The organism is Streptomyces sp. NPDC008317 (assembly GCF_042955955.1).
Classification (GTDB): Bacteria; Actinomycetota; Actinomycetes; order Streptomycetales; family Streptomycetaceae; genus Actinacidiphila.
This window is the reverse complement of sequence record NZ_JBIBFQ010000002.1, coordinates 1057718-1084200: the sequence shown is the minus strand read 5'-3', so window position 1 is coordinate 1084200 and position 26483 is coordinate 1057718. Positions and strand designations below refer to the sequence as shown.

The window sequence follows — 26483 nt, the reverse complement described above, 5'->3', positions numbered from 1 at the left end:
CGGGGCTGCTGTTGATCAGCACCTTCGTCCGGCCAACGACAGGTGAGCGTCACCGCATGGGCTTGTTGATCTTCTGTGACACGGAACCCGCGTAACGGTGACAAATGTGGCGAACGGGTAACGACCGCGCAGGTCGTCCGGACCGTGGCGGTGAAAGGGGGCACGATGGCGGGCTGAGACCGGAGGAAATCCGCGAGCGGGCAATCCGCCCACCCCTCGGCTCCGAATACCGGTCGGAGACTTGCGCGGGTGAGTCGGGACGGGATGGATCGCAGATGAGGGAAGCCGTACGGCTGGACGGCGTCGCAGGCGCCGGCCCCGACCTCCAGGAGCTGCTGGTCGCGGTCGCCCGCGGCGACGAGGCGGCGTTCGCCAGGGTCTACGACGCGGTGGCCGGGCCCGTGCTGGGGCTGGTGCGCTCGGTGCTGCGCGACCCCGCGCAGTCGGAGGAGGTCGCCCAGGAGGTGCTGGTCGAGGTCTGGCAGACCGCGACCCGCTTCCAGGCATCCCGTGGCAGCGCCATGACCTGGGTGATGACGCTGGCCCACCGTCGTGCGGTGGACCGGGTGCGTTCCGCGCAGGCGTCCTCCGACCGGGAGCACAAGGCCGCGCTGCTTGAGCACACCCCCGCCTTCGACGAAGTCGCGGAACAGGTCGAGTCACGGCTGGAGCGCGAGCAGGTGCGACGCTGTATGCGGACGCTCACCGAATTGCAGCGCCAGTCGGTGACGCTCGCCTACTACCAGGGATTCACCTACCGGGAGGTCGCCGAGTTGCTCGCGGCTCCGCTGGGGACCGTCAAGACCCGACTGCGGGACGGACTCATCCGCCTGCGCGACTGCTTGGGAGTGAGCGCATGACGACCGCCGATCTGCATACCCTCACCGGTGCGTACGCGGTGCACGCGCTGCCCGACGGTGAGCGGGAGGAATTCGAACGGCACATCGCCGACTGCTCGGCCTGTGCGCAGGAGGTCCGCGAGCTGTCCGCGACGGCCACCCGGCTGGCGCTGGCCGCCTCGGTCGTGCCGCCGCCGCACATGCGTGAGCAGGTGCTGCGCCGGGTCGCCGCCGTGCGGCAGGAGCCGCCGGTCGTCACGCGGCAGGAGCGGCGCGGTCTCGCCGGATGGGTGGCCGGGGCGCGGCGGCTGCCGCGTTACGCGCTGGCCGCGTGCATGGCGGGAGTGGTCGGGCTCGGCGGGGTGGCCGTCTGGCAGCACCAGGCCGCCGACGACGCGAGGCAGCGGGCGAATCAGGCCGAGCAGCGGGCGGGCGAGCTCTCCCAGGTGCTCTCGGCGCCCGACGCGGCGAGCACCACACGGAAGCTCAGCACCGGCACGACCGCGACCGTGGTGGTCTCCCGGAGCCTGGGCAAGGCCGCTTTCCTGGCCGCCGGTATGCCGACGCCGGCGGCCGGGAAGACGTACGAGCTGTGGTTCGACGACGGCGGGAAGATGCGGCCGGCGGGTCTGATGGACCCGTCAGCCACCGACCAGGCCGTGGTGCTGGACGGGCGGATCGACAACGCCTCCGGGGTGGGCGTGACGGTCGAACCGGCCGGCGGCTCGCAGCAGCCGACGAGTGCCCCGCTGGCGCTGGTGACGTTCCCGGCGGCGGCCCGTGCCTGAGACGTCGCGGACCGGGTCGTCCATCGCGCTGTTCACCGCGGACCTGCGGTTGCACGACAACCCCGTGCTGGCCGGGGCGGTGGCGGCGGCCGGGAGCGTGGTCCCGCTGTTCGTGGTGGACGAGGGCATCGCGCGGGCCGGATTCGCGGTGCCGAACAGGGCGGCGTTCCTCGCCGATTGCCTGGCCGACCTGGACGCGGGCCTGCGGGCCCGTGGCGGGCGGCTGGTCGTGCGGCGCGGCGACGTCGTCGAGGAGGTCGTCCGGGCCGTCGGCGACAGCGGGGCGCGGCAGGTGCACATCGCGGCCGGGGTGAGCGGTTACGCCCTGCGCCGCGAGGACCGGCTGCGCAAGGCCCTGGCGGAGGCGGGCTGCGAGGTGGTGGTGCACGAGGCCGTGGTCACCGCGGCCCCGCCCGGCGCCGTCACCCCCGTTGGCCGCGACCACTTCGCCGTGTTCACACCGTACTTCCGGCGCTGGGGCGCCGAGCCCCAGCGCCGCGTGCTGGACGCGCCGCGCAAGGTCACCGTGCCCGAGGACGTGAAGTCCGCCGCGCTGCCCTCCGCCGCCGAGCTGACCGGGCCGGGCGGCGGGCAGCCGTCGCCGGGCCTGCCGCCCGGCGGGGAGACGGCTGGTCGCAAGCTGGCGGGCAGTTGGTGGCGTTCGGGCCTGGAGGGTTACGCGGACCAGCACGACGACCTGGCGGGTGACGCGACCTCCCGGCTCTCGCCGTATCTGCACTTCGGGTGCGTGTCCGCGACCGAACTCGTCCACCGGGCGAGGTCGGTGAGCGGCCGGGGCGCGGAGGCGTTCATCCGGCAGCTCGCCTGGCGCGACTTCCACCATCAGGTGCTCGCCGCGCGGCCGGACGCGGCGCACCGCGACTACCGCTCCCGGCACGACCGTTGGCGCACCGCGCCCGAGGAGGTCACGGCCTGGCGCGAGGGCCGCACCGGCTACCCCATCGTGGACGCCGCGATGCGCCAACTGCTGCACGAGGGCTGGATGCACAACAGGGGCAGGCTGCTCGTGGCGAGCTTCCTGACCAAGACGCTGTACGTGGACTGGCGGATCGGCGCCCGCCACTTCCTGGACCTGCTGGTCGACGGCGACATCCCCAACAACCAGCTCAACTGGCAGTGGTCGGCGGGCACCGGCACCGACACCCGGCCCAACCGGGTGCTCAACCCGCTGCTCCAGGCGGCCCGTTTCGACCCGGACGGCGACTATGTGCGGCGCTGGGTTCCGGAACTGGCCGAGTTGGAGGGGGCGGCGGTGCACCAGCCGTGGAAGCTGTCGGGTCCGGAACGGGAGCGGTTCGACTACCCGGACCCGATCGTGGCGCTGAGCGAGGGTCACGCCCGCTTCTCGCGGGCCCGCGGCCTGGACGACTGACCGCGAACCCGCGAAGCGACCGAACCCACCGAAACCGCCGAACCGAGCGGAACCGACCCGCTCACCACGACCTGTGCCCCCAGCGGCCCGGCTGCCGCCGACTACGCCCGCCCGTCAACACCGCCCTTTCGCGGCGGCCACGGGAAGAAACCACTCGTCCGGGCGACGTATTCGGCGTAGCCGGGCCGCTGCGCCATGTGCCGTTCCAGCAGCGGCTTCCCGCTGCCCCGCAGGAGCAGGAAGCTGATGGTCAGCGGGCCGAGCACGGCCAGCACGACGGCGCCCGCCGCCGACGACCAGCGGGCGCCGTCGCACGCCAGCACGTACAGCCCCCACCAGACGCAGAAGTCGCCGAAGTAGTTGGGGTGCCGGGTCCAGCCCCACAGGCCGCGGTCCATCACCTGACCGCGGTGCGCGGGATCGGCCTTGAAGCGGGCGAGCTGGTGGTCGCCGACCGCCTCGAAGACCAGCCCGACCAGGCACAGCGCCGCGCCGACCGCCGCCGCCGGGCCGACGGACCCCGGCAGATAGCAGGCGACCTGCACCGGCAGCGACACCACGCACACCAGCAGACCCTGGAGCAGGTAGACGATCCGGAAGGCGTACCCGTTGCGGCGGTCGGCCGGGACCTTGGACAGCATCTTCTCGTACCGCGGATCCTCGCCGTGGCCACGGCCGCGCCAGGCGATGTGCCCGGCCAGCCGCAGCCCCCACACCACGGTCAGGACCAGGACCAGCAGCCGCCGCCCGTCGTCACCGTGCCCCGAGGACAACCCGTACGACACGACGGCGACCGCCGCGAAGGCGGCGCCCCACGCCACGTCGACCACCCGGTGCATGCCCTTGGCCACCGCGACCGCGAAGGTCACCAGCATCACGGCGAGCGCCGCGCCCGCCGCCGCCGCGAGATTCACGCAGAATGCGCCCCACGGAAAGCCGTTCACCGGCCTGCCGCCGAGTCTTCCGCGTGCACGGCACCAGTCGGCCCCGATGCCCCGGCGGCCCCCGCCGCCCCCTCCAGCACGAACTGCCGCACATCCAGGTACCCGGAGCGGAAACCGGCCTCCGAGTAGGCCAGATAGAACGTCCACAGCCGCCGGAAGACCGCGTCGAAGCCGAGCGCCGCCACCTCGTCCGCGCACCGCGCGAACCGCTCGCGCCACAGCCGCAGCGTCTCCGCGTAGTGCGGTCCGAACGCCTCGGCGCTGACGATCCGCAGCCCGGTGGCCTCGCCGCTCACCTCGGAGATGGCCTCGGCGGAGGGGATCATGCCGCCGGGGAAGACGTACTTGTGGATCCAGGTGAAGGTGGGAAGGCTCACCAGCATCCGGTCGTGCGGCATGGTGATCGCCTGGAGCGCGATCCGGCCGCCGGGCGCGAGCCGCCGCTCCAGGGTGCGGAAATACTCCGGCCAGAACTCGTGGCCGACCGCCTCGATCATCTCGACGCTGACCACCGCGTCGTACTCGCCCTCGACCTCGCGGTAGTCGCGCAGCAGCACCTCGACACGGTCCTGGAGCCCGGCGGCGCGGACCCGTTCCAGCGCCAGTCCACGCTGCTCGCGCGAGAGCGTCACGCTCACCACACGGGCGCCGCGCGATGCCGCGCGCACCGCCAGCTCGCCCCAGCCGGTGCCGATCTCCAGCAGCCGGGTGCCGGGACCGACCCCGGCCGCGTCCAGCAGCAGGTCGATCTTGCGGTGCTGGGCGGCGGGCAGCAGGTGCTCGTCCGCAGGGAAGCCGCGGAAGACCGCGGAGGAGTACGTCATCGTCTCGTCGAGGAAGAGCGAGAAGAGGTCGTTGGACAGGTCGTAGTGCCGGTGGATGTTGTCGCGCGCGCCCTCGCGGGTGTTGCGCTGCGCCTCCGGCCGCCGCCTGGCCCACGCGCCGCGCAGCCGTTGCAGGGACGGCGGTACGAGGGTGGCGACGTTGTCGGCGAAGACCGTGAGCACACCGGTCAGGTCGTCCGCGTCCCACTCCCCGGCCATGTACGACTCGCCGAAGCCGATCAGGCCCTCGGCGCCGATCCGGCGGAAGAAGGACCGCGGGTCGTGCACCCGCATCAGCGGGCCGCCGAGCCCCAGCGTGCGGGCGCCCTCGCCCGCGTCGTCGCCGTCCGCGCCCGCCAGCCGCACCCGCAGCGGCAGCCGCTCCAGCGCCCTGCGGACGAGGAAGGCCGCGACGGCCGCGCGCGCGGCCGAACAGCGGGGCGCCGCCGCGACGTCCGGCCAGCGCTCGGCGTCGACCGCCGCGCGCACCCTGGACGTCGACACGGGCGAGACGGCGGCCCCGGCAGTCACCGGGGCGGCCGGAGTGGATGACACGGTCACCGCATTCCCTCCTGAACGTGATGGCTTGGCCGCGGCCGTACGGGCAGGCCGCGCAGATACAGCAGAACACCGTGGAATCTGATCCCCGCGGAGACGAGGAGCGTCGACCACGGATGGCGTACAGCGGCCCGGAGCAGTCCGGCCGTGGTGGCCGGGCGGCGGTCGCCGCTCACGGTCGCGGTGAAGGGGCGTTTTCCGTCCAGTTCCAGATGGACCGTCACGGAAAGGCGGTTTCCCGGCTCCGGCACTCGCATGCGGTAGTCGCCCTCCACCGGGAAGAACGGTGAGACGTACAGCTCCTTGGCGGTCGAGGCACGGCCCTCGGCGTCCGGCGCCAGCAGATAGCAGTGCCGCTCGCCATAGGTGTTGTGGACCTCCGCGACCACATGGCGGGGCGTGCCGTCACGCGCGTGGCACCAGTACAGGGTCAGCGGGTTGAAGACATGGCCGAGGACACGGGCGTGCGTGAGCATCAGCACGCGGCCGTCCGCGGGGGCCGCCCCCTGCGCGGCGAGGAACCGGTCGAGCCCCGCCCTGACCGTGGGCGCCGTACCGCCGAAGTGGTCCCGCGCCCGGAAACCGGCCAGCGGGCGCAGCGGCAGCGGCAGTCGGGGCATGTGGTCCACGTCGACCAGCCACATATAGGTGCGCATACGGAAGGAGTGCCGCACGGGGCGGTTACGGGCATGGGCGATCCGACAGTCGTACAGCGAAGGCGCCACCGCCACCGCCACCGCCACCGCCACCGCCTGCGGCTTCGCTTCCGCTTCTGCTTTCGCCGGGTCGTGCGCCGTCCCGTCATGCACCGGAGCCGTCATGACCACTCCACCCCCAGCGCGCGCGCCGCCGCCACCCCGGAGGCGCAGCCGTCCTCGTGGAAACCCCAGCCGTGGTAGGCGCCCGCGTAGGCGACCACCGGCCCGTTCAGTTGGGGCAGCCGTCGCTGCGCGGCCACCGACTCCGGCGTGTACTGCGGGTGTTCGTACGCCATCCGGTCCCGTACGGCGGAGGGGTCGATCCGGTCGGCGCCGTTGAGCGTCACCACATACGTGTCGGCGCCGTCCAGCCGCTGGAGCCGGTTCATGTCGTAGCTGACCAGGACGGCGTCGGCGTCCGAGGCGCAGGACGGCATCAGGTAGTTCCACGACGCGCGGGCGCCGGCCGCGCGCGGCAGCACGCCGGTGTCGGTGTGCAGCAGTGCGGGGTTGACGGTGTACGGGATCGCGCCCAGCACCTCGCGCTCGGCCGCGGTGGGCTCGGCGAGCAGGCTCAGCGCCTGGTGCGGGTGGACGGCGACGACCACCGCGTCGTAGCGCTCGGTGGTGCCGTCCTCGACGGTGACCTCGGCGCCGCCGGGGACGCGGCGCAGCGCGGTCACCGGGCTGGAGGTGTGCACGGCGGACACTTCCTTGCCCACCCGCTCGACGTACGTACGGGAGCCGCCGGTGATCGTGCGCCAGGTGGGGGAGTCGCCGACGCTGAGCAGGCCGTGGTGGTCGAGGAAGCGGAAGAGGTAGCGGGCCGGGAAGTCCAGCGCGGTCGCGGGGGAGCAGGACCAGACGGCGGAGACCAGCGGGGTCATGAAGTGCTGGACGAAGTAGGGGGAGTAGCGGCCGTCGGCGAGGAATTCCCGCAGCGTGCGGTCGGTGGCGGCAGCGCGCGCACCCGTATCCGTATCCGAGCCCGTATCCGCGGAAGAACCCGGACCCGCGTCGCCGCTCTCCGCGAGCAGCCGCCGCGCCCCGCGGTGGAAGGCCGTGACCTCGGTCAGCATCCGCAGATAGCGGCCCCGCAGCGCGTTGCGCGGCTGCGCGAAGAGCCCGCGCGGCCCGCGGGCCCCGGCGTACTCCAGGCCGCAGCCCTCGCACCGCACCGACATGCTCATCTCGGACTCCTGCGTGGCGACGTCCAGCTCGCGCAGCAGCCGCAGCAGATGCGGATAGGTGCGGGCGTTGTGCACGATGAAGCCGGTGTCGACGCTCAGGGACCGGCCGTCGGGGTCGGCCACGTCGTGGGTGTCCGCGTGCCCGCCGAGCCGGTCGTCCGCCTCGTACAGGGACACGTCACTCGCGCGGTGCAGCACATGGGCGGCGGTAAGGCCCGCCACTCCGCTGCCTATCACCGCGATCCGACGTCGTTCGGCCGTCATGCGATCCCCTCGGTCAGTGCTCGATGTCCGGTGACACCCCGTGGTGCCCGGTGGCGCCCCGTGCCCGGTCGGTGTCCGGCGCGGCCGGAACGGCGACTGGCACCGGTGCGCCCTCACTGATCATTCGTGGCCGCCGCCGCCGCGGATTGGTGCGGGAGCGGAACGTTCCGGCGGTGATCTTCACGGCCCCCACCTGCGGCGGAACCCGTCGGTCCGGGGGACGCGGAATCCCGTACCAATCCGCCGGGCGAGTGGCCACGAATGCGGGATGTGACCGACCAGGAGACCATCAGCCCCGGCAGTGTGCTGGAGCCTCATCAGCCACATGGCCCGAGCGCCGCCGGCCGGCTGCTGAGGGTCGTACTCGGCGCGCTGAGCGGCCTGTTGGCCGCTGCCGCGTCGCTCGGTTTCGCCGAACTCGTCGCCGTGGCCGCCCGTCCCGAGGCCAGTCCGGTGACGGCGGTCGGCGGCGCGGTCATCGACCGCACACCGGTGTCCCTGAAGGACTACGCGGTACGGAACTTCGGCACCAACGACAAACTGGTGCTGCAACTGGGCATCGTCGCGATCCTGGCCCTCTTCGCCTTCGTGCTCGGCGTGTTCGCGCTGCGCTTCCGGCGCACGGGCTGCGCGGGCGTGCTGGCCTTCGGCGTCATCGGGGCGGTCGCCGCCTGGAGCCGTCCCGACCACCACCGGCTGGACGCGCTGCCGTCGATCGTCGGCGCGCTGCTCGGAGCGGCGGCGCTGTGGCTGCTGACGCAGCGGCTCACGCTCCGCGCCGCACCGGCCGCGCGCGTGCCGGAACAGGCCGCCGCGCCGGAGACACCGACCGCTCCGTCCGCCGTGGAGCGCGCCGCGGAGGACGACGAGGACACCGCCGAGACCCCTCTGCCACGGACGGAAACGCCCGCCCCGCAGGCCGGGCCCACCTCCCGCCCCGCGTTCGACCGCCGTGGCTTCGTGCTGGCCGCTGCCGCCACGGCTGCCGCGTCCGCGGGTGCGGGAGCCCTGGGCCGTACCCTCAACAACCGTCGCGGCGCCGTCGCGGTGGCCTCACGGAAGGCCATCGCGCTGCCCGCCCCCGCCTCCCGCGCCGCGGCCGTCCCGCGCGGGGCGGACCTGGGAATCCCCGGGCTGAGCGCATTCACCACGCCGAACGCGAAGTTCTACCGCGTCGACACCGCCCTGGTCGTGCCGAAGATCGACGCCACCACCTGGCGGCTGCGCATCCACGGCATGGGCGTGGGCAAGGAGTTGACGCTCTCCTACGACGACCTGCTGCGCCGTGACCTGATCGAGCGGGACATCACGCTGACCTGCGTGTCCAACCAGGTCGGCGGCCCGTACGTCGGCAACGCCCGCTGGATCGGCGTCCGGCTGGCCGATCTGCTGCGCGAGGCGGGGGTACGGCCCCCGTCGCGCGGTGGCACGGCGGACCAGTTGGTGGCGCACTCGGTGGACGGCATGGCCATCGGCTCACCGGTGGAGACCGTGCTCGACGGCCGCGACGCGATGCTCGCGCTCGGCATGAACGGCGAGCCGCTGCCCTTCGCGCACGGCTTCCCCGTCCGCATGCTGGTGCCCGGCCTGTACGGCTATGTGTCGGCCTGCAAGTGGCTGCGCGAACTCGAACTGACCACCTTCGACTCCTACGACGCCTACTGGGTCAAACGCAGCTGGTCGCGCGAGGCGCCGATCAAGACCGAGTCGCGGATCGACACCCCGAAGCCGTTCGCCAGTCCCAAGGCGGGCCGGGTGCCGGTGGCCGGGGTGGCGTGGGCGCAGCACCGGGGCATCGACCGGGTGCAGGTACGGGTCGACGGCGGCCGGTGGCAGACCGCCCGGCTCGCGGACGAGGACAGCACCGACACCTGGCGGCAGTGGCTGTGGGAGTGGGACGCCACGCCCGGCAGTCACACGCTGGAGGTCCGCGCGACGGACCGTGACGGCTACACGCAGACCGACCACCGCGTCGGCACCGTCCCGAACGGCGCGACCGGCTGGCACTCGGTGGTGGTCAGCGTCGACTGACCCGTCGGCGCGCCGACCATCCGACGACCTGTTCGCCTTCGAGCGGCCCGCCGCCCCCGCCGGGCCATCCGCCCCCCCGGACCATCCGCCTCCCCAACTCCCCGCCACAGACGACTTTTCCGCACGCACATGTCGCATAGACCGCACATATAGAGGAGAAAAACCATGTTCAACCTCCGCGCCCGCCGCATCGCCGTCGCCGTGACGGCCGCCGCCGTCCTGCCGCTGGCCCTCAGCGCCTGTTCGAGCGACGACAACAAGAAGGACGACTCGGCGGCGGCGAGCCCGTCCACCTCGGCGAGCGATCCGGCGATGGCGCCCACCAGCGACGCGCCGAGTGACGCCTCGACGAAGGACGCGCCCTTCGGGCCCGGCTGCGCCACCGTGCCCAAGAACGGCGCGGGCAGCTTCGACGGCATGTCCAAGGACCCGGTGGCGACCGCCGCCTCGCACAACCCGGCGCTGTCGACGCTGGTCGCCGCCGTCCAGAAGGCCGGTCTCGTCGACACCCTGAACAACGCCCAGAACATCACCGTCTTCGCGCCGACCAACGACGCCTTCGCGAAGATCCCGAAGGCCGACCTCGACAAGGTCCTCGCCGACAAGGCGATGCTCACCAAGATCCTCACCTACCACGTGGTCGGCGAGCCGGTGAAGGCGCCCGAGGGCCTGTCCAAGGGCACCTACACCACGCTGGAGAAGGGCACCCTGACGACCTCGGGCTCCGGCGAGGCGTACAAGGTCAACGACACCGCGAACGTGGTCTGCGGCAACGTCACCACCGCCAACGCCACCGTGCAGATCATCGACACGGTGCTGATGCCCAAGTAGCCGTTGGGGACCAGGCGTTACGGATCACTCCGGACGGCCCGCGACGACGCGCAGCAGGTGTTCCGCCACGGCGGACATCGCGTCGCGGGCCGGCCGCAGATAGCGCCGCGGGTCGACGACGGCCGGGTCCGCCGCCAGGTGCTCCCGTACCGCCCCGGTGAAGGCGATGTTCAGCGCCGTACCGATGTTGACCTTCACCATCCCGGCGGCGACGGCCCGCCGCAGCTCGTCGTCCGGCACACCGGACGAGCCGTGCAGCACCAGCGGTACGGGTACGGCCGTGCGCAGCGCGGCTATCAGTTCGTGGTCGAGGCGCGCGGAGCGGTCGGTCATCGCGTGCGAGCTGCCGACCGCGACGGCGAGCGCGTCCACCCCGGTCGCGGCGGTGAAGGCGGCGGCCTCGGCGGGGTCGGTCCGCACGCCGGGCGCGTGCGCGCCGTCCTTGCCCCCGACCTCGCCCAACTCGGCCTCGACCCAGGCGCCCTGGCCGTGCGCCCACTCCACCATCCGCGCGGTGGCCCGCAGATTCTCCTCGTACGGCAGCTTCGACGCGTCGAACATCACCGAGGACGCCCCGGCCGCCACGCCCGCCCGCAGCAACTCCTCGCTCTCCACGTGGTCCAGGTGCAGGGCGACCGGCACCGCCGCGCCCCGCGCGACCGCCGCCGCCCCCGCCAGCACCGGCTCGACCCGGCCGCCGTGGAAGGCCACCGCGTTCTCGCTGATCTGGAGGATCACCGGCAGCCCGGCGGCCTGCGCGGCGGAGGTGATCGCCTCCGCGTGCTCCAGCGTGATCACATTGAACGCGGCGACCCCGTGGCCCGCGGCCCGGGCTGCGGTGACGAGTTCTGCGGTGGCGACGGCAGGCATGGGATTCCTCGGGGTACGTACGGCGGTGCCGGTTTCACGGGTGCGGGCGGGGGTACGGGCGGCGGTCCGCCGAACAGCGGAGCGCCGCGCGGGGGCTGTCGTCAGGCCAGGACGACGGAACGCGTCAGGTTGCGCGGCCGGTCCGGGTCGTACCCCTTGTTCTCCGCGATGGCCACCGCGAGCCGCTGGACCCGCACCAGGTCGGCCAGCGGGTCGAGCACGGGCGCGCCCGTACCGCCGACCGCGCTCGTACCGCCGTCGGCGGGCGCGGCGGAACCGGCCTCGAGAAGGCCGCCCACGCCCGCGACGTTGTCCGCCAGGCCCTCGGGCAGGGCGCCGAAGGCCCACACCACGCGGCCGGGGCCGGTGATGCTGATCGGGCCGTGCCGGTACTCCATCGCCGGGTAGCTCTCGGTCCAGGCGCCCGCGGCCTCGCGCATCTTCAGCGCGGCCTCCTGCGCCAGGCCGTAGGTCCAGCCGGTGCCGAGGAAGGTGAACTGCTCGGCGGCCGTGACGGTGGTGGGCAGTTCCTGGGCGAGCGCCAGCCGCGCGTCGGCGACGGCCGCCGTCAGGTCGTGGCCGAGGTGGGCGCGCAGCAGCGCGAGCGCGGTGGTGGCGAACCGGGTCTGCACCACCGACTGTTCGTCGGCGAAGTCCAGCACCACGACCTCGTCGGCGGCCTCCATCACCGGCGTGTGCGGGTCGGCGGTGATCGCCGTGACCGCGACGCCCGCCGTACGCAGTCGCTCGCTCGCCCGCAGCACCTCGGTGGTGGTGCCGGAGCGGGTGATCGTCAGCACACGGTCGTAGCCGCGGCCGAACGGGAACTCCGAGGCCGCGAAGGCGTCGGTCTCGCCGTGGCCGCCCTGTTCGCGCAGCGCGGCGTAGGACTGGGCCATGAACCAGGAGGTGCCGCAGCCGATCACCGCCACCCGCTCGCCGTCGCGCGGCAGCTTTCCGGCCTCGGCGGGAGCGAGATCGGCCGCCCGCTGCCAGCACTCGGGCTGGGAGGCGGTCTCGGTGGTGGTGAGGGACGCGGACATCGGGGCTCCTCGTGCGGTGTGCGAGATACGGCGTGCGAGATGCGACGCGCGGTGCGGATGCGCGATCCTGCTCGAAACGAGCAGCTATCGAGCATAAATGTACACAGAGGAGAGGGCTGGCGGAAGGTCCCGGACTGCGCTAAGGGCGCACGCGGGCGGCGCGCCTCCTGTTGGCGGCCGAATGAGGCGCGCGTCACACTTCCCGCACCGGATGTCACATCCCGTCGCGCGGTCCGGCTCTCTGGTACGAGGGCGTGAACGGCGGCCGGACTTGACGAAGGCCGAACGGTGAGAACGGGAAGAACGAGGAGGAAACCCTGCCCGAGATAAAGCTCCGCACGACAGGCAGGGCTCTTCGTCCTCTGTCAATTGCTTTACGCGAGGCCCGAAGCGCTCACGTGGATTCCTTCAGAGCCGCCGCTTCCGTTTTCGCGGCCACACGTTCGAGTAGCTCGTCGAGATCGTATTGCGCGCGTCCGGGACTGCCGTAGCGGGTGATCTTGCCGCGGCTGGCCCATTTCCTGATCGTCGCCTCGGAGACTCCGGCGGCGAGTGCGGCGAGTTGAGTCGGAACAAGCCGACTTCTATTGCGCGGTGGCGGATTCATGCGGCGTCCTCCGGGCGCTGGGATTGTGCTGCCGCTCCCGCAGTGCCGCGCGCGAACTGCCGCGTCTGCTGAATCTGCCGGGATAGCAGAAGCCATTGGTGGGGCTGCCAACTGTGTCCTGCGGTACAGCTCACGTCTCGGGTGCGCCGGCCGTCGGGCGACGACGGCGCCGTGGTCATCGCCGCGCTGCAACCGGAATGGATGCATTGGCCGAGATCCATGCGCAACGCGGGCTGCGTGTAGGCGGACCGGCGCGCGCGGTGCGTTATCTCGGAGATCTCCTCCGCGAAGTCCGCGGCGGTCGGGTGCGCGAGCAGCCAGTTGAGGTGGACGACGAGGAAGTCGGCCATCTCCTCCGGCTGCCTGCGGACCGGCTTGCGGACGGCGCGCTCCTCGGCGACCATCGCCGCCCACGAGGCCAGGAACCCGACGATGCCGGACCGGGCGGTGATCGCCGCCTCGTCCAGCCGTATTCCGGTCGACTGCCTGCTGCCGCTGACCCGTTGGAGAGTCGGGTTGCGGCGCGGATGGAGCACCGACTCGCAGTCGTCGTAGATCTCCGGCAGCTCCATCAGATTCGCCTTGAGATCGTGGTAGCACGAGGTGCACAGACGCAGCCCCGGGGCCGCTGTGCGGCGCGGTCGCGACCCGTGCGGCACGTTGCCGCATTTTTGGCCCACACATGGAGATGAATTCATTTGGTCACCCGTTGGTCATGATGTCGGAAGGTGGCTGTCGCAGTGCGAACTCGTCGATCGACTCGATGACCGAGGGGAGTGCGCCCTGTTCAGGACATGCCGAAAGTCGTCGTCGGTGCAGGTGAGCGACGTCCCGTCGGAACATGGCCGTGCATCGGCTGCCTCCGACGGAATGGCGCACCGTCAGCGGCGACCGCTGGATCCGGAACCTGTCGACGTACTCCAGGCGCGAGGGAACTACTCAGTGGAACGCCTGGACCATCTCAACGCAGTGCTGAACGCAGTGCAGAACGGTCGGCGAGGGCCGGGCCGACCGGATATACCGCGAGCAGCGGTGCTCGCGGGCTCCACAGACCAGTGGGGCCCATGGGGCACGCCGGATCATGGAGGTGTGCGTCGTGAGTGGATCGCACCGGTACGGGATGATGTGGGGCGCGCGTGTGCCGTGGCGTCGCCTAAGCGGGACGTCATCGTCCGTGCCACGCGGGACAGGGCCCGCCGCGCCGTCGAATCAACGGCCGAATCGACCGTCGAGTCGCCGGAGCGTGCGCGGACCTGGCCGGCCTCCGCGTCCGAGCAGTGGCTCGGGCGGAGACGGATGACGGTGCCCTGGGCCGCGCCCGGGACCGTTCGTAAAGCTGGATCCCCGCCGGTCGCCCGAGGGTGACCTGGAGAAACGCTCCCGTGGCGCCATGAGGTGACCGGCTCATCCACCGTGCCTGAAGCACCCCGGCACGAGACCGAGGTTACCGGCGATCGGAAACGCCGTGGTGGCCGTGATGAGTCCAGTTGGGCCTGTCGCGTTAAATCCGTGTTCATAACGATCCGGAACCCCCGCTCCCGAGTCATGTACGGCTTACAGCATACGGATGTTCGCGTTTGGCAGGCGACGATACAGGCAAACGCAGGAGCCGTCCACACCTGATCTACCTGCGACGATCACGCTCCACGCGGCCCTGACCGGCGGCTCATTGACGAGAATGCCGCCTCGTAAAATGTGACTACACGCTAGCGTGACGCCGTCGTGAACCCGCGAACAATCACCATCTGACAGCGCGTCAGACTCCATGGTCATTCGGGTCCGGAGTGTTCCGAAATGCTCGATGTTGAGGCGATGCTATGAGGATCATCGGACTTCATCGGTGTCACGCAAATTCGAGGGGCACTGCAACCATCTTTCCCGACCGCATACTCCCGACCCGTCGATGAACTGCGCAAACAGCCCGCTGACCAAGTGAAGTTGACATCGGCGGCAAGAGACTGTCACGATACTTCCGGCGGCCGAGGTATGCCCGGATCCGGGCAGCAGTGAGACCCCGGACGCCGCAATCACACTCAGATCACCGAGCCCCGCGTGCGCTGTGCAGCCGCGGGGCTTCGTCATGGGCGGCCACGCCGTCTCCGACCGCCCGCCACCGGCACCGCGAAAGGCCGAAAGGAGCCTGCGGCGCATGGACAGGATCGGTTTTGTCTTCCCCGGCCAGGGTTCGCAGAAGGTGGGAATGGGGCTCGACCTCGCCGGAGAGCATCCGGATCTGGTCGGCCCCTACTACCGCACCGCGGACGAGATTCTCGGCCTTCCACTGTCCCGGCTGTGCTGGGAGGGACCCGCCGAGGTCCTCCGGGACACCTCGATCACCCAGCCCGCGATCTTCCTGACCAGCCTGTGCACCTGGCAGAGCCTGCGTCCGCGCGGTCTCGCCCCCGACATCGTCGCGGGCCACAGCCTCGGCGAATACACCGCGCTGGTCGCCGCGGGCGTCCTCGAATGGACCGACGCCCTCCGACTCGTACGGCTGCGCGGCCAGTTGATGGCCGCGGTCAACGCACGCGTGCCCGGCGCCATGGCGGCCGTACTCGGCCTGCCGCTCGAGGACGTCGAGGCCATCTGCGCACAGGCCGCCACCGGCACCGGCCAGATCGTCGAGATCGCCAACGACAACGAACCGGCGCAGGCGGTCGTCTCGGGCCAGGCCGAAGCCGTCCAATGGGTGATGGCCGCCGCCAAGGACGCCGGCGCGCGCCGGGCGGTCCCCCTCGAAGTCGGCGCGCCTTTCCATTGCAGTCTCATGAGCGAGATCGAGGACGAATTCGCGGCGGCCCTGGACGCGGTGGAATTCCGCGATCCGGTGGTCGAGACGATCTCGTCCGTCACCGCGGCGCCGGTCACCACCGCCGCCGAGGCGCGTACCGCGCTCAAACGCCAGCTCACCGGCCGGGTCCGCTGGACCGAAACCGTGGCCGGAATGTCGGACGCGGGCGTGGACCGCTTCATCGAGATCGGACCCGGAAAGGTACTCGGCGGCCTGTGCCGCCGGATCGCCCCGGCAGCACGGGTGTTCGCGACATTCGATTCACGGCAGTGTGCCTCGACTCTCGATGCGCTCGCATTCGCGGCCGGAGGTTGACCGGAGACTCGCAAGCAGTCCAAGGAACCGATCAGGCCCAGGTCGCAGTCGGACCTGAGCGTCACAAAGGGCGGACCCATGAGCCGGATAGACCTTCTGAAGCCTCATATACCAGCCCCACGTGCGTCCGCAAACGTCAATCGCACCGAGATACGTACCGCATCGCCGGTACGGGGAGTGCCGGGGCCGTCCGTGAGCTGGCGGGTACTTGTGGTGGAACCTCATGCAGACGACGCCGAATCCCTGGTCAGGGGGTTACGGCGGCACGGACACGAGGTCGCGTCGGTCGGCACGGGCGGCGCGGCACTCCAGACGTACGAGGACGCGGACCTGGTCCTGCTCGACCTCGACCTGCCCGACCTGGACGGACTCGAGGTCTGCCGGAGCATCCGGTCGGTCTGCGACGTGGCGGTCATCGCCGTCACCGCGCGCGGCACCGAACTCGACCGGGTGCTCGGCCTCCAGGCAGGCGCCGACGACTACCTCGTCAAGCCGTACGGCTTCCGCGAGTTGATGGCCCGGATGGACGCGGTCATGCGCCGCGCCCGCCCGGAACCCGCCTCCGCGCGGGTCATCTCCTGCGGACCGCTGCGGATCGACGCCGGATCGCGCGAAGTGCGGCTCGGCGGACGGCATATAGATGTGACCCGTAAGGAATTCGACGTGCTCTACCTGCTGGCCTCGCACCCGGACATCGTCATCACCCGGAAGCGGCTCATGCAGCAGGTGTGGGGTGACTCGTGGTCCCGGCGGACCGTCGACACCCATGTCAGCAGCCTCCGGACGAAGCTGGGCGCCAAGGAGTGGATCGTCACCGTCCGCGGTGTCGGATTCCGGCTCGGTCTGGGGCTCGAACGGTCCGGGTCCTCCGCATGAGCCGCGCGGCCGTGCGGTGCGAAGGACACGAATGCGGTACGCGGCAGGCCGAGCCCCGCGACGGGGGCCGGCACCCCGGCCGTCCGGTCGGCGGGAACCGGCTGTGCGCCGCCTGTCACCGTCGGCTGACCACCGGCATCGGCATGCTCCCCGAGCTGTACCGGGACTGCGAGCGGGTGCTGGGCGGCGCCGCGGCCAAGGGGCTGCGCGAACGCACCAGCGGCGGCCCGCTGCCCGGCATGCCGTTCAACCCGGCGGCGGCCGAGACGCGCGCCGCGATCCTCGGGGTGCTCGGCTCCTGGAGCGGCCTGATCGCCCAGCAGCGCGGGCTCGTACCGCCCGAGCGGTCCGTCGGCACCCTGTCGGTGTTCCTGCTGCGGCACGCCGACTGGCTGGCCGGGCACCCGGCCGTCGCCGAGGCCACCCGCGAGGTGGCCCGGCTGGTCAGCAGGGCCCGCCGCGTCGCCCACCCCGAGCAGATCCGCCGGATCGCGCTGGGCGACTGCGTCGAACCCGGCTGCGAGGGGCGGCTGTCCGCCGTCGTACGCGTCGGGGCGACGGCCGCGCACCCGGCCGTGCAGTGCGACGCCCAGGCCGGGCACACCTGGGCCGGGCACCAACTCACCCATCTGCGCCGCCTGATGCCCGCCGAGGACACGGCCCCGGGCACAGCGGCCGACACCTCCGCCGGCACCTCCGCCGGTCCCGCCGCCGTCACCCCCGCCGTCGCCGAGCGCTGGCTCACCGCCGCCGACATCTCGCGGCTGTGGAGCACCCCGGTCGGCACGGTCTACCGGCTGGCCAGCGAGCAGAGCTGGCGCCGCAGGCACGGCTCGGGCCGCACCTACTACTCGGAGGCCGACGCACACGCGTGCTTCAGCCGCCGCGCCGAGCGATCTGCCGAACGATCCCGCTAGGACGGCCTGTTTCGACGACCAGCGGACGACCCCTCCATCACTCCCATCACCAGGAGCGAACGATGCACAGCACGTTGATAGTCGCGCGCATGCTGCCGCAGTCCGCGGAGGACGTGGCCCGGATCTTCGGGGAATTCGACCAGACCGGGATGCCCGACCTGATGGGCACCCGTCGACGGGAGCTCTTCTCCTACAACGGCCTCTACTTCCACCTCCAGGACTTCGACACGGAGGCCGGTAACACGACCATCGAACAGACCAAGGACCACCCGCTCTTTGTGCAGGTCAGCGCCGACCTGAAGCCGCACATCGAGGCCTACAACCCGGCGACCTGGCGGTCGCCGAAGGACGCGATGGCCACGCGTTTCTATCACTGGGCCAAGTCCGAGTGACGGACCTGATCTCAAGCCTGTCCTCAAGAATTCACGAAATTCCGAAGGGAGCGGCGTCCACATGGGACGGCGAGTGGTGATAACCGGCATTGGGGTCGTGGCGCCGGGGGGTGTCGGCGTGAAGGACTTCTGGAGTCTGCTGAGCGACGGCCGAACCGCGACCAGAGGCATCACGTTTTTCGATCCCGCCCCGTTCCGTTCCCGCGTCGCGGCCGAGGTCGATTTCGACCCGGAGGCACTGGGACTGAGCCCGCAGGAGATCCGCCGCATGGACCGCGCCGCGCAGTTCGCGGTGGTCACGGCCGCGGAGGCGCTCGCGGGCAGCGGACTGGAGATGTCCGACCTGGACCCGTACCGGACCGGGGTGACCGTCGGCAGCGCCGTCGGCGCGACGATGGGCCTGGACCAGGAGTACCGCGTCACCAGTGACGGCGGGCGTCTCGACCTCAACGACCACCGGTACGCGGTACCGCATCTGTACGACTTCTTCGTGCCCAGCTCCTTCGCCAGCGAAGTGGCCTGGTCCACCGGGGCCGAGGGCCCGGCGACGGTGGTCTCCACCGGCTGCACCTCCGGCCTGGACTCGGTGGGCTACGCGACCGAGCTGATCCGCGAGGGCAGCGTCGACGTGATGATCGCGGGCGCCACCGACGCCCCGATCTCCCCGATCACCGTGGCCTGCTTCGACGCCATCAAGGCCACCACCTCGCGCAACGACGACCCCGAGCACGCCTCGCGGCCGTTCGACAACTCCCGCAACGGCTTCGTCCTCGGCGAGGGTTCCGCGATGTTCGTGCTGGAGGAGTACGAGGCGGCCAAGGCGCGCGGCGCGCACATCTACTGCGAGATCGCCGGGTACGCCACCCGCTCCAACGCCTTCCACATGACGGGTCTGCGGCCCGAGGGCCTGGAGATGGCCGAGGCCATCAGGACGGCCCTGGACGAGGCGCGGATGAACCCCGACGAGATCGACTACGTCAACGCGCACGGCTCGGGCACCAAGCAGAACGACCGCCACGAGACCGCCGCCGTCAAGCGCACGCTGGGCGACCACGCGTACCGGACGCCGATGAGCTCCATCAAGTCGATGGTCGGGCACTCGCTCGGCGCGATCGGCTCGATCGAGATCGCCGCGTCCGCGCTGGCCATCGAGAACAACCTGGTCCCGCCGACGGCCAATCTGCACGAGCCGGACCCGCAGTGCGACCTGGACTACGTACCGCTCAAGGCCAGGGAGTGGACCACCGACGCCGTGCTCAGCGTCGGCAGCGGCTTCGGCGGCTTCCAGAGCGCGATGGTGCTGCGGAGGGCGGCATGACCACTTCCGAAGGCACGGCCGCTTCCGCGGACACGACCGCTTCCACGGGCCCGGCCGCTTCCGAAAGCACGGCCGCCTCCTCTGGCGCCGCCAGTTCCGTCGTCGTCACCGGTATCGGCGTCACCGCGCCCAACGGCCTGGGCACCGAGGAGTTCTGGGCCGCGACGCTCGCGGGGAAGAACGGCATCGGACCCGTCCAGCGGTTCGACGCCACCGGCTACCCCGCCAAACTCGCAGGCGAGGTACCGGGCTTCGTCGCCACGGACTACCTGCCGAGCCGGCTGATCCCGCAGACCGACCACATGACCAGGCTCGCCCTGGTCGCGGCCGACTGGGCGCTGGCCGACGCGGGCGTGAAGCTCGACGAGTGGAAACAGTTCGACATGGGCGTCATCACCGCCAGCTCCTCCGGCGGTTTCGAATTCGGCCAGAACGAACTCCAGAAGCTGTGGTCCAAGGGCGGCCAGCACGTCAGCGCGTACCAGTCCTTCGCCTGGTTCTACGCGGTCAACACCGGCCAGATCTCCATCCGCAACGGCATGCAGGGCCCCAGCGGGGTCGTCGTCTCCGACCAGGCGGGCGGCCTCGACGCGCTCGCGCAGGCCAGGCGGCAGATCCGCAAGGGCACCCGGCTGATCGTCTCCGGCGGCGTCGACGGCTCGATCTGCCCCTGGGGATGGATCGCGCAGGTCGCCGCAGGACGGCTCACCGACAGCGACGACCCGGACAAGGCGTACCGGCCCTTCGCCGCGGACGCCGACGGCTATGTGCCCGGCGAGGGCGGCGCGCTGCTGATCCTGGAGGACGCCGGGTCCGCGCGGGAGCGCGGCGCCAAGGTCTACGGGGAGATCGCCGGATACGCCTCGACCTTCGACCCCAGGCCCGGCAGCGGCCGGGAGCCCGGTCTGCGGCGGGCCGTCGAGGCGGCGCTGGCCGACGCGGGCCTGACGGCGGGCGACATCGACGTCGTCTTCGCCGACGCGGCGGCCGTCCCCGAACTGGACCGCGCGGAGGCCGACGCGATCACCGCGGTCTTCGGACCGCGCGGCGTGCCGGTCACCGCGCCCAAGACGATGACCGGACGGCTCTACTCAGGAGCCGCGTCGCTCGACACGGCCGCCGCGCTGCTGTCGATCAGGGACGGGGTCATCCCGCCCACCATCCATGTCGCCCCCGCCCCCGAGTACGACCTCGACCTGGTGGTCGACCGGCCCAGGACCGCGCCGGTGAACGCCGCGCTGGTGCTGGCCAGGGGCTACGGCGGCTTCAACTCGGCGATGGTCGTGCGCGGAGCAGCCCGGTGACGGGCCCGCGCACCGCCGTCGCCACACCTCAGGAAGGGACCGAGATGGCCGGACCGGAACTCACGATCGAAGACCTCAAGCGCATCCTCCGGGAAGCCGCGGGCGAGAGCGAGGGCATCGACCTGGACGGCGACATCCTCGACCAGACCTTCGAGGACCTCGGCTACGACTCGCTGGCGCTGCTGGAGACCGGCAGCCGGATCGAGCGCGAGCACGGGATCGAGCTGGAGGACACCTCCATCACCGTCGTCGAGACGCCGCGGGCGCTGCTCGCCGTCGTCAACGAGCAACTCGCCGCGGAACACGCGGCCTGACGCTCCCCCCACCCGGTGCCGCCGCCGTGCTCCAAAGGCGCGGCGGCGGCACCGGCCAGCCCCCACGTACAGCCCCCACGTACAGCGCACCCGTCCAGCCACACGCCCAGACCACACGTACAGCGCACATGAACGCAGCACTTGAAGAGCGCACGTGAACGCAGCACATGTACGCAGCCGAGCGGTACCGAGTCGGAGGAGCAGTCATGTCGGCAGAGGGACAGCGGGTCGCTCTCGTCACCGGGGCCACCAGCGGAATCGGGCTCGCCGTCACCAGGGCGCTGGCCGCACAGGGACACCAGGTGTTCATCTGCGCGCGGACGCCCGAGAGCGTGGAAGTGACCGTCAAGGAACTACGGGACGAGGGCCTGGACGTCGACGGCACCGCCTGCGACGTCAAGTCGGGCGACGACATCAAGGCGTTCGTGCTCGCCGCCGTGGAGCGGTACGGGCCGGTCGACGTCCTGGTCAACAACGCGGGCCGCAGCGGCGGCGGCGTCACCGCCGACATCGACGACGAGCTGTGGTTCGACGTCGTCAACACCAACCTCAACAGCGTCTTCCTGATGACGCGCGAGGTGCTCAACACCGGCGGCATGCGGTACCGCGACCGCGGCCGGATCATCAACATCGCCTCCACCGCGGGCAAGCAGGGCGTGGTGCTCGGCGCCCCGTACTCCGCCTCCAAGCACGGCGTCGTCGGCTTCACCAAGGCCCTGGGCAACGAGCTGGCGCCGACCGGGATCACGGTCAACGCGGTCTGCCCCGGCTACGTCGAGACGCCGATGGCCGCGCGGGTCCGGCAGGGCTACGCGGCGGCCTACTCGACCACCGAGGGCGAGATCCTCCAGAAGTTCCAGTCGAAGATCCCGCTCGGCCGCTACTCCACGCCCGAGGAGGTCGCGGGCCTGGTCGGCTACCTGGCCACCGACACCGCGGCGTCGATCACCGCGCAGGCCATCAACGTGTGCGGCGGCCTCGGCAACTTCTGATCCGCCGCCACCGACCCCGTCCTACGACGTCCGACTCGCGTGAGGGGAACGAGAATGACGCAGACTGGCCACCGCGAGGTGGAGCACGAGATCACGGTGAACGCCCCGGCCGCCGCGGTGTACCGGCTGATCGCCGAGGTGGAGAACTGGCCGCGGATCTTCCCGCCGACCGTTTTCGTCGACCATGTGGAGCGCTCGGAGAACGAGGAGCGCATCCGCATCTGGGCCACCGCCAACGGCGCGGCCAAGAACTGGACGTCGCGCCGCGTCCTGGACCCGCGGGCGCTGCGGATCGAATTCCGCCAGGAGGTCTCGGCGCCGCCGGTCGCGGCGATGGGCGGCACCTGGGTGATCGAGCCCGTGTCCGACACCGAGTCGCGGGTGCGGCTGCTGCACGACTACCGCGCCATCGACGACAAGCCGGACGATCTCGCCTGGATCGACGAGGCCGTGGACCGCAACAGCCGCTCCGAACTGGCCGCGCTCAAGACCAACGTCGAACTGGTCGTCGGCTCCGCGGACGAACTCCTGCTGTCCTTCGCCGACACCGTCCACATCGACGGATCGGCCAAGGACGTCTACGACTTCATCAACGAGGCGCAGCTCTGGAAGGAGCGGCTGCCGCACGTGGCGCGGGTCTCGCTGGAGGAGGAGACGCCGGGACTGCAGATCCTGGAGATGGACACCCTCACCAAGGACGGCTCCTCGCACACCACCAAGTCGGTGCGCGTGACCTTCCCGCACAGCAGGATCGTCTACAAGCAGATCACCCTGCCCGCGCTGATGACGCTGCACACCGGCTACTGGCTGTTCGAGGAAGAGGGCGACGGCGTCGCCGCCACCTCCCAGCACACCGTGGTGATCAACACCGCGAACATCACCAAGATCCTCGGCCCGGACGCCGGGGTCGCCGAGGCGCGCGCCTTCGTGCAGAACGCGCTGAGCACCAACAGCCGGGCCACCCTGGGCCACGCCAAGGACTACGCCGAGGGCCGGCGCTGAGATGGACACCGACGTCATCATCGTCGGCGCGGGGCCTGTCGGCCTGATGCTGGCCGGTGAACTCCGGCTCGGCGGAGCCCGGGTGACGGTTCTGGAGCGGCTCGCCGCCCCCACCACCGAGTCCCGGGCGTCGACCCTGCACGCCCGCACCATGGAACTCCTCGACCAGCGCGGCCTGTTGGAGACGCTGGGCACGCCGCCCAACGAGCCGATGGGCCACTTCGGCGGTCTGCCGCTCGACCTGAGCGAGCCGACCACCCGCTACCCCGGCCAGTGGAAGGTCCCGCAGGCCCGGGTCGAGGAGCTGCTCGCGGAGTGGGCCACGGGGCTGGGCGCGGAGGTCAGGCGCGAGCACGAACTGCTCGGCGTGACCCCGGGCGACGGCGGCGACGAAGGTGACGTGGGCGCGGAAGGCGTGGAGGTCGAGGTCGCCACCCCGGACGGTGTCACCCGTCTCACCGCCGGCTATCTGGTCGGTTGTGACGGCGAGGAGAGCACCGTACGGCGGCTGGCGGGCTTCGACTTCCCCGGCTCCGACGCCACCAAGGAGCTGCTGCGCTGCGACGTGCTGGGGCTCGACATCCCCAACCGCCGCTTCCAGCGGCTCCCGAACGGGGTGGCCATCGCGGCCACCCGCGACGGCGTCACCCGCGTCATGGTGCACGAGTTCGGCCGCGAGGTGCGGCCGAGGACCGCGGAACCCGAGTACGCCGAGATCGCGGCCGTGTGGGCCAGGGTCACCGGTGAGGACATCACCCACGGCACCCCGACGTGGCTGAACGCCTTCGGCAACACCAGCCGCCAGGCGGCCTCGTACCGCCGGGGCCGGGTGCTGCTCGCCGGGGACGCCGCCCACCGGCAGATGCCGGTCGGCGGCCAGGCGCTCAACCTCGGGCTCCAGGACGCGGCCAACCTCGGCTGGAAGCTGGCCGCGCGGGTCACCGGGCGCGCGCCCGACGGGCTGCTGGACACGTACCACACCGAGCGGCACGCGGTCGGGCGGCGGGTGCTGGCCAACATCGAGGCGCAGACCGTCATCCTCTTCGGCGGCCCCGAGACCGGGGCGGTCCGCGGCACCGCCGCCGAACTCCTCACCCGCACCTCGGTCGTCCGCGGCCACCTCGCCGGCATGATCAGCGGCCTCGACATCCGCTACGGCGACACCGACACCGACACTCACCCCGACGCGGCCGGTGAGTTGACCGGCCGCCGCGTGCCCCACATCGCGCTGACGACCGCGGACGGGCCGACCGGCACCACCGAGCTGCTGCGGCCCGGCCGCGGCGTGCTGCTCGACCTGTCGGGCGACACCAGGCGCCGGGCCACGCTGGGCAGGGCCGCCGAGGGCTGGGCGGGCCGGGTCGACGTGGTGTCGGCGCGCCCGGTGCCCGGCACGCTCCTCGACGGGCAGAAGACCGTACTGCTGCGGCCCGACGGACACATCGCCTGGTCGGCGCCGCGCGCGGCCGACCCGGCTCCGGCGCTGCGGCGCTGGTTCGGCGCCGAGGACGTCCCCCGGGTCCCCGTCACGCCGATCGCGGCTCCACGGACGGCCGTCGCGGAGACGGCGGCGCCTCAGGCAACCGCCCCTCAGGCAAGTGCCCCTCAGGCAACCGCCCCCCAGGCGAGCGCCGTAAAGGCAGCCGCACCGAGACCGGCCGCACCGAAACCGGCCGCCCCGAAGCCGCCCGTCCGCACCTGTGACGTCCTGATCGTCGGCGCGGGTCTGGCCGGTTCGGTGAGCGCGGCGATCCTCGCCCGGCAGGGCAAGAGCGTCGTGCTGGTCGACTCCCAGACGCATCCGCGGATGGCGATCGGCGAGTCGATGACCCCGCAGCTCATCGAGTGGCTGCACATCCTCGCCGTACGGTTCGACCTGCCCGAACTGCTGCATCTGCTGGACCACCGGTCGGTCACCGAGCACATCGGCCCGACCCACGGCAAGAAGCAGAGCTTCGGCTTCGTCAAGCACGACAAGGGCCAGGAACCGGACCCGCGGGAGACGACGATGTTCGTCATCCCCAAGGCGCTCACCCAGGCCAGCCACCTGTTCCGGCAGGACACCGACGCGTACTACTTCCACGTCGCGGCCAAGTACGGCGCCACGACGCGGCAGCACTGGCGGCTGTCCGACCTGGACTTCGACGACGACGGTGTCACCGTCACCGGGCAGAACGGCGAGGTCTTCAGGGCCCGCTACCTCATCGACGCCAGCGGCCACCGGTCGCTGCTCGCCGAGAAGTTCGGCCTGCGGGAGCAGCCCGCGCGCTTCAAGCACCACTCCCGGTCGCTGTTCACGCACTACATCGGCGTCAAGCCGTTCGACGACGTCAGCCACCACCCGGAGAGCCTGCGACCGCCCAAGAACGCGCCCTGGAGCGGCGGTACGCTCCACCACCTGATCGAACGCGGCTGGTTCTGGATCATCCCGTTCAACAACCACAAGGGCGCGGCCAATCCGGTCACCAGCGTGGGCCTCACCATGGACGAGCGGGTCTACCCGCGGCCCCGTGACATCAGCCCCGAGCAGGAGTTCACCCGCTTCCTCGACCAGTACCCGGCGGTGAAGCGGCAGTTCGAGGGCGCCACGCGGGTGCGCGAATGGGTCTCCACCGACCGGCTCCAGTACAGCTCGAAGGAGTCGATCGGCTACCGCTGGTGCCTGATGTCGCACGCGGCCGGCTTCCTCGATCCGCTGTTCTCGCGCGGCCTGTCCAACACCTTCGAGGTCGTCCACTCGCTCATGACCCGGCTGCTGCCCGCCCTGGACGACGACGACTTCGCGGTCGAACGCTTCGGTTACGTCGACCGGTTGGAGCGCGGCCTGCTGCACTACAACGACGAGCTGGTGAACAGCGCGTACATCTCCTTCGGCCACTTCCGGCTGTGGAACGCGGTGTTCCGGGTCTGGGGCGGCTTCGCCACTCCCGGCGTGATGCGGCTGGCCCGCGCGCGGATCAACTTCACGCTCACCGGCGACCCCGCGCACCTGGACGCCCTGGAGGACGCGCCGTATCCGGGCCTGTGGTGGCCGGAGCCCGCCGTCCGGGAGATCGTCGACCTCACCGCGGAGACCTGCGAGAAGTACGAGGCCGGGCAGATCGACGGCGACCGCGCCGCGGACATCATCTTCGACCGGCTCCGCCGCTGCGAGCTGCTGAACCCGGCCTTCGGCTGGCGCGACCCCGAGGACACCCGGCTGATCACCCCGACCACGGCGACGATGGCGAAGTTCATGTACTGGGCCGTGCGCAAGGCCCCGCCGCAGATGCGGGACCTCGGCTCCGCCCTGCTGTCCGGCACGGTCCGCGCGGGCGTCAAGGGCAAGAAGGTCCTCTGAGCAGACGGCCTTGCGACGAAGCGACGCGTTCCGACACAGAAG

23 protein-coding genes are annotated in these 26483 nt (G+C 71.5%); 15 read left to right on the top strand and 8 right to left on the bottom strand.

Translation table 11 applies throughout. From position 1 onward, the window contains the following. Positions 1–275 precede the first annotated feature (275 nt). The 3 genes from ACFY9V_RS09695 to ACFY9V_RS09685 are packed head-to-tail and all read left to right on the top strand — an operon-like array spanning position 276 to position 3020. A complete protein-coding gene (locus ACFY9V_RS09695) occupies positions 276–860 on the top strand; it encodes a sigma-70 family RNA polymerase sigma factor (protein WP_188280325.1) in 585 nt (194 codons plus the stop codon). After that, entirely contained in the window at positions 857–1627 is a 771-nt protein-coding gene (locus tag ACFY9V_RS09690; RefSeq protein WP_391160477.1) for an anti-sigma factor domain-containing protein, read from the top strand. The genes ACFY9V_RS09695 and ACFY9V_RS09690 overlap by 4 nt, the downstream gene beginning before the upstream one ends. Further along, on the top strand, positions 1620–3020 hold the full coding sequence (locus tag ACFY9V_RS09685; RefSeq protein WP_391160475.1) for an FAD-binding domain-containing protein: 1401 nt from the start codon (positions 1620–1622) through the stop codon (positions 3018–3020). The genes ACFY9V_RS09690 and ACFY9V_RS09685 overlap by 8 nt, the downstream gene beginning before the upstream one ends. Before the next feature lie 101 nt (positions 3021–3121). Here ACFY9V_RS09685 and ACFY9V_RS09680 read toward each other — a convergent pair whose 3' ends face one another. From ACFY9V_RS09680 to ACFY9V_RS09665, 4 genes are all read right to left on the bottom strand, one after another. Continuing rightward, a complete protein-coding gene (locus ACFY9V_RS09680) occupies positions 3122–3964 on the bottom strand; it encodes a DUF1295 domain-containing protein (protein ID WP_391160471.1) in 843 nt (280 codons plus the stop codon). After that, positions 3961–5349, bottom strand: a complete 1389-nt coding sequence (locus tag ACFY9V_RS09675; RefSeq protein WP_391160469.1) for a class I SAM-dependent methyltransferase — start codon at positions 5347–5349, stop codon at positions 3961–3963. The genes ACFY9V_RS09680 and ACFY9V_RS09675 overlap by 4 nt, the downstream gene beginning before the upstream one ends. Continuing rightward, complete coding sequence (locus ACFY9V_RS09670) at positions 5346–6071, bottom strand: DUF1365 domain-containing protein (protein WP_355337236.1); 726 nt, start codon at positions 6069–6071, stop codon at positions 5346–5348. Before ACFY9V_RS09670 ends, ACFY9V_RS09675 begins: the two co-directional genes overlap by 4 nt. A 92-nt stretch (positions 6072–6163) precedes the next feature. Further along, entirely contained in the window at positions 6164–7498 is a 1335-nt protein-coding gene (locus ACFY9V_RS09665; protein ID WP_391160467.1) for an FAD-dependent oxidoreductase, read from the bottom strand. A 261-nt stretch (positions 7499–7759) separates the two neighbouring features. Between ACFY9V_RS09665 and ACFY9V_RS09660 the strand changes: the two genes are divergently transcribed. Further along, the gene (locus tag ACFY9V_RS09660) at positions 7760–9529 is read left to right on the top strand and encodes a molybdopterin-dependent oxidoreductase (protein WP_391160465.1); all 1770 of its coding nucleotides are present in this window, start codon (positions 7760–7762) and stop codon (positions 9527–9529) included. Positions 9530–9694: 165 nt separating this feature from the next. Then, on the top strand, positions 9695–10360 hold the full coding sequence (locus ACFY9V_RS09655; RefSeq protein ID WP_391046862.1) for a fasciclin domain-containing protein: 666 nt from the start codon (positions 9695–9697) through the stop codon (positions 10358–10360). 24 nt (positions 10361–10384) lie between these two features. Here the strand turns inward: ACFY9V_RS09655 and ACFY9V_RS09650 are convergent, their stop codons facing one another. The 4 genes from ACFY9V_RS09650 to ACFY9V_RS09635 all read right to left on the bottom strand — a co-directional run bounded on the left by ACFY9V_RS09650 (position 10385) and on the right by ACFY9V_RS09635 (position 13452). Then, the gene (locus ACFY9V_RS09650) at positions 10385–11230 is read right to left on the bottom strand and encodes a class II fructose-bisphosphate aldolase (protein WP_355337055.1); all 846 of its coding nucleotides are present in this window, start codon (positions 11228–11230) and stop codon (positions 10385–10387) included. 101 nt (positions 11231–11331) lie between these two features. Then, positions 11332–12273: an SIS domain-containing protein gene (locus ACFY9V_RS09645; RefSeq protein WP_355337057.1), complete on the bottom strand. Its 942-nt coding sequence runs from the start codon at positions 12271–12273 to the stop codon at positions 11332–11334. A gap of 394 nt (positions 12274–12667) precedes the next feature. Then, positions 12668–12880 carry a MerR family transcriptional regulator gene (locus tag ACFY9V_RS09640; RefSeq protein ID WP_188280336.1) on the bottom strand — a complete coding sequence of 71 codons (213 nt, stop codon included), beginning with the start codon at positions 12878–12880 and terminating at the stop codon, positions 12668–12670. After that, entirely contained in the window at positions 12877–13452 is a 576-nt protein-coding gene (locus ACFY9V_RS09635) for a hypothetical protein (RefSeq protein ID WP_391160463.1), read from the bottom strand. The genes ACFY9V_RS09640 and ACFY9V_RS09635 overlap by 4 nt, the downstream gene beginning before the upstream one ends. Positions 13453–15029: 1577 nt before the next feature. Here ACFY9V_RS09635 and fabD point away from each other — a divergent pair. The 10 genes from fabD to ACFY9V_RS09585 all read left to right on the top strand — a co-directional run bounded on the left by fabD (position 15030) and on the right by ACFY9V_RS09585 (position 26441). Then, positions 15030–15986, top strand: coding sequence for an ACP S-malonyltransferase (gene fabD / locus ACFY9V_RS09630; RefSeq protein ID WP_391046853.1), 957 nt, complete (start codon positions 15030–15032; stop codon positions 15984–15986). Positions 15987–16064: 78 nt separating this feature from the next. Then, a complete protein-coding gene (locus ACFY9V_RS09625; RefSeq protein ID WP_355337063.1) occupies positions 16065–16862 on the top strand; it encodes a response regulator transcription factor in 798 nt (265 codons plus the stop codon). Next, on the top strand, positions 16859–17779 hold the full coding sequence (locus ACFY9V_RS09620) for a hypothetical protein (RefSeq protein ID WP_391160462.1): 921 nt from the start codon (positions 16859–16861) through the stop codon (positions 17777–17779). The genes ACFY9V_RS09625 and ACFY9V_RS09620 overlap by 4 nt, the downstream gene beginning before the upstream one ends. A 62-nt stretch (positions 17780–17841) precedes the next feature. Further along, positions 17842–18171, top strand: a complete 330-nt coding sequence (locus tag ACFY9V_RS09615) for a TcmI family type II polyketide cyclase (RefSeq protein ID WP_355337067.1) — start codon at positions 17842–17844, stop codon at positions 18169–18171. Positions 18172–18232: 61 nt separating this feature from the next. Beyond that, positions 18233–19489, top strand: coding sequence for a beta-ketoacyl synthase (locus ACFY9V_RS09610; RefSeq protein ID WP_188280342.1), 1257 nt, complete (start codon positions 18233–18235; stop codon positions 19487–19489). Beyond that, on the top strand, positions 19486–20793 hold the full coding sequence (locus ACFY9V_RS09605; RefSeq protein ID WP_391160460.1) for a beta-ketoacyl synthase N-terminal-like domain-containing protein: 1308 nt from the start codon (positions 19486–19488) through the stop codon (positions 20791–20793). The genes ACFY9V_RS09610 and ACFY9V_RS09605 overlap by 4 nt, the downstream gene beginning before the upstream one ends. A gap of 44 nt (positions 20794–20837) precedes the next feature. Further along, positions 20838–21107, top strand: a complete 270-nt coding sequence (locus tag ACFY9V_RS09600) for an acyl carrier protein (protein ID WP_355337071.1) — start codon at positions 20838–20840, stop codon at positions 21105–21107. A 206-nt stretch (positions 21108–21313) separates the two neighbouring features. Further along, a complete protein-coding gene (fabG, locus tag ACFY9V_RS09595; RefSeq protein ID WP_188280345.1) occupies positions 21314–22099 on the top strand; it encodes a 3-oxoacyl-ACP reductase FabG in 786 nt (261 codons plus the stop codon). 54 nt (positions 22100–22153) lie between these two features. Continuing rightward, on the top strand, positions 22154–23101 hold the full coding sequence (locus tag ACFY9V_RS09590; RefSeq protein WP_355337074.1) for an aromatase/cyclase: 948 nt from the start codon (positions 22154–22156) through the stop codon (positions 23099–23101). A 1-nt stretch (position 23102) separates the two neighbouring features. Beyond that, positions 23103–26441, top strand: a complete 3339-nt coding sequence (locus ACFY9V_RS09585; RefSeq protein WP_391160458.1) for an FAD-dependent monooxygenase — start codon at positions 23103–23105, stop codon at positions 26439–26441. Positions 26442–26483 lie beyond the last annotated feature (42 nt).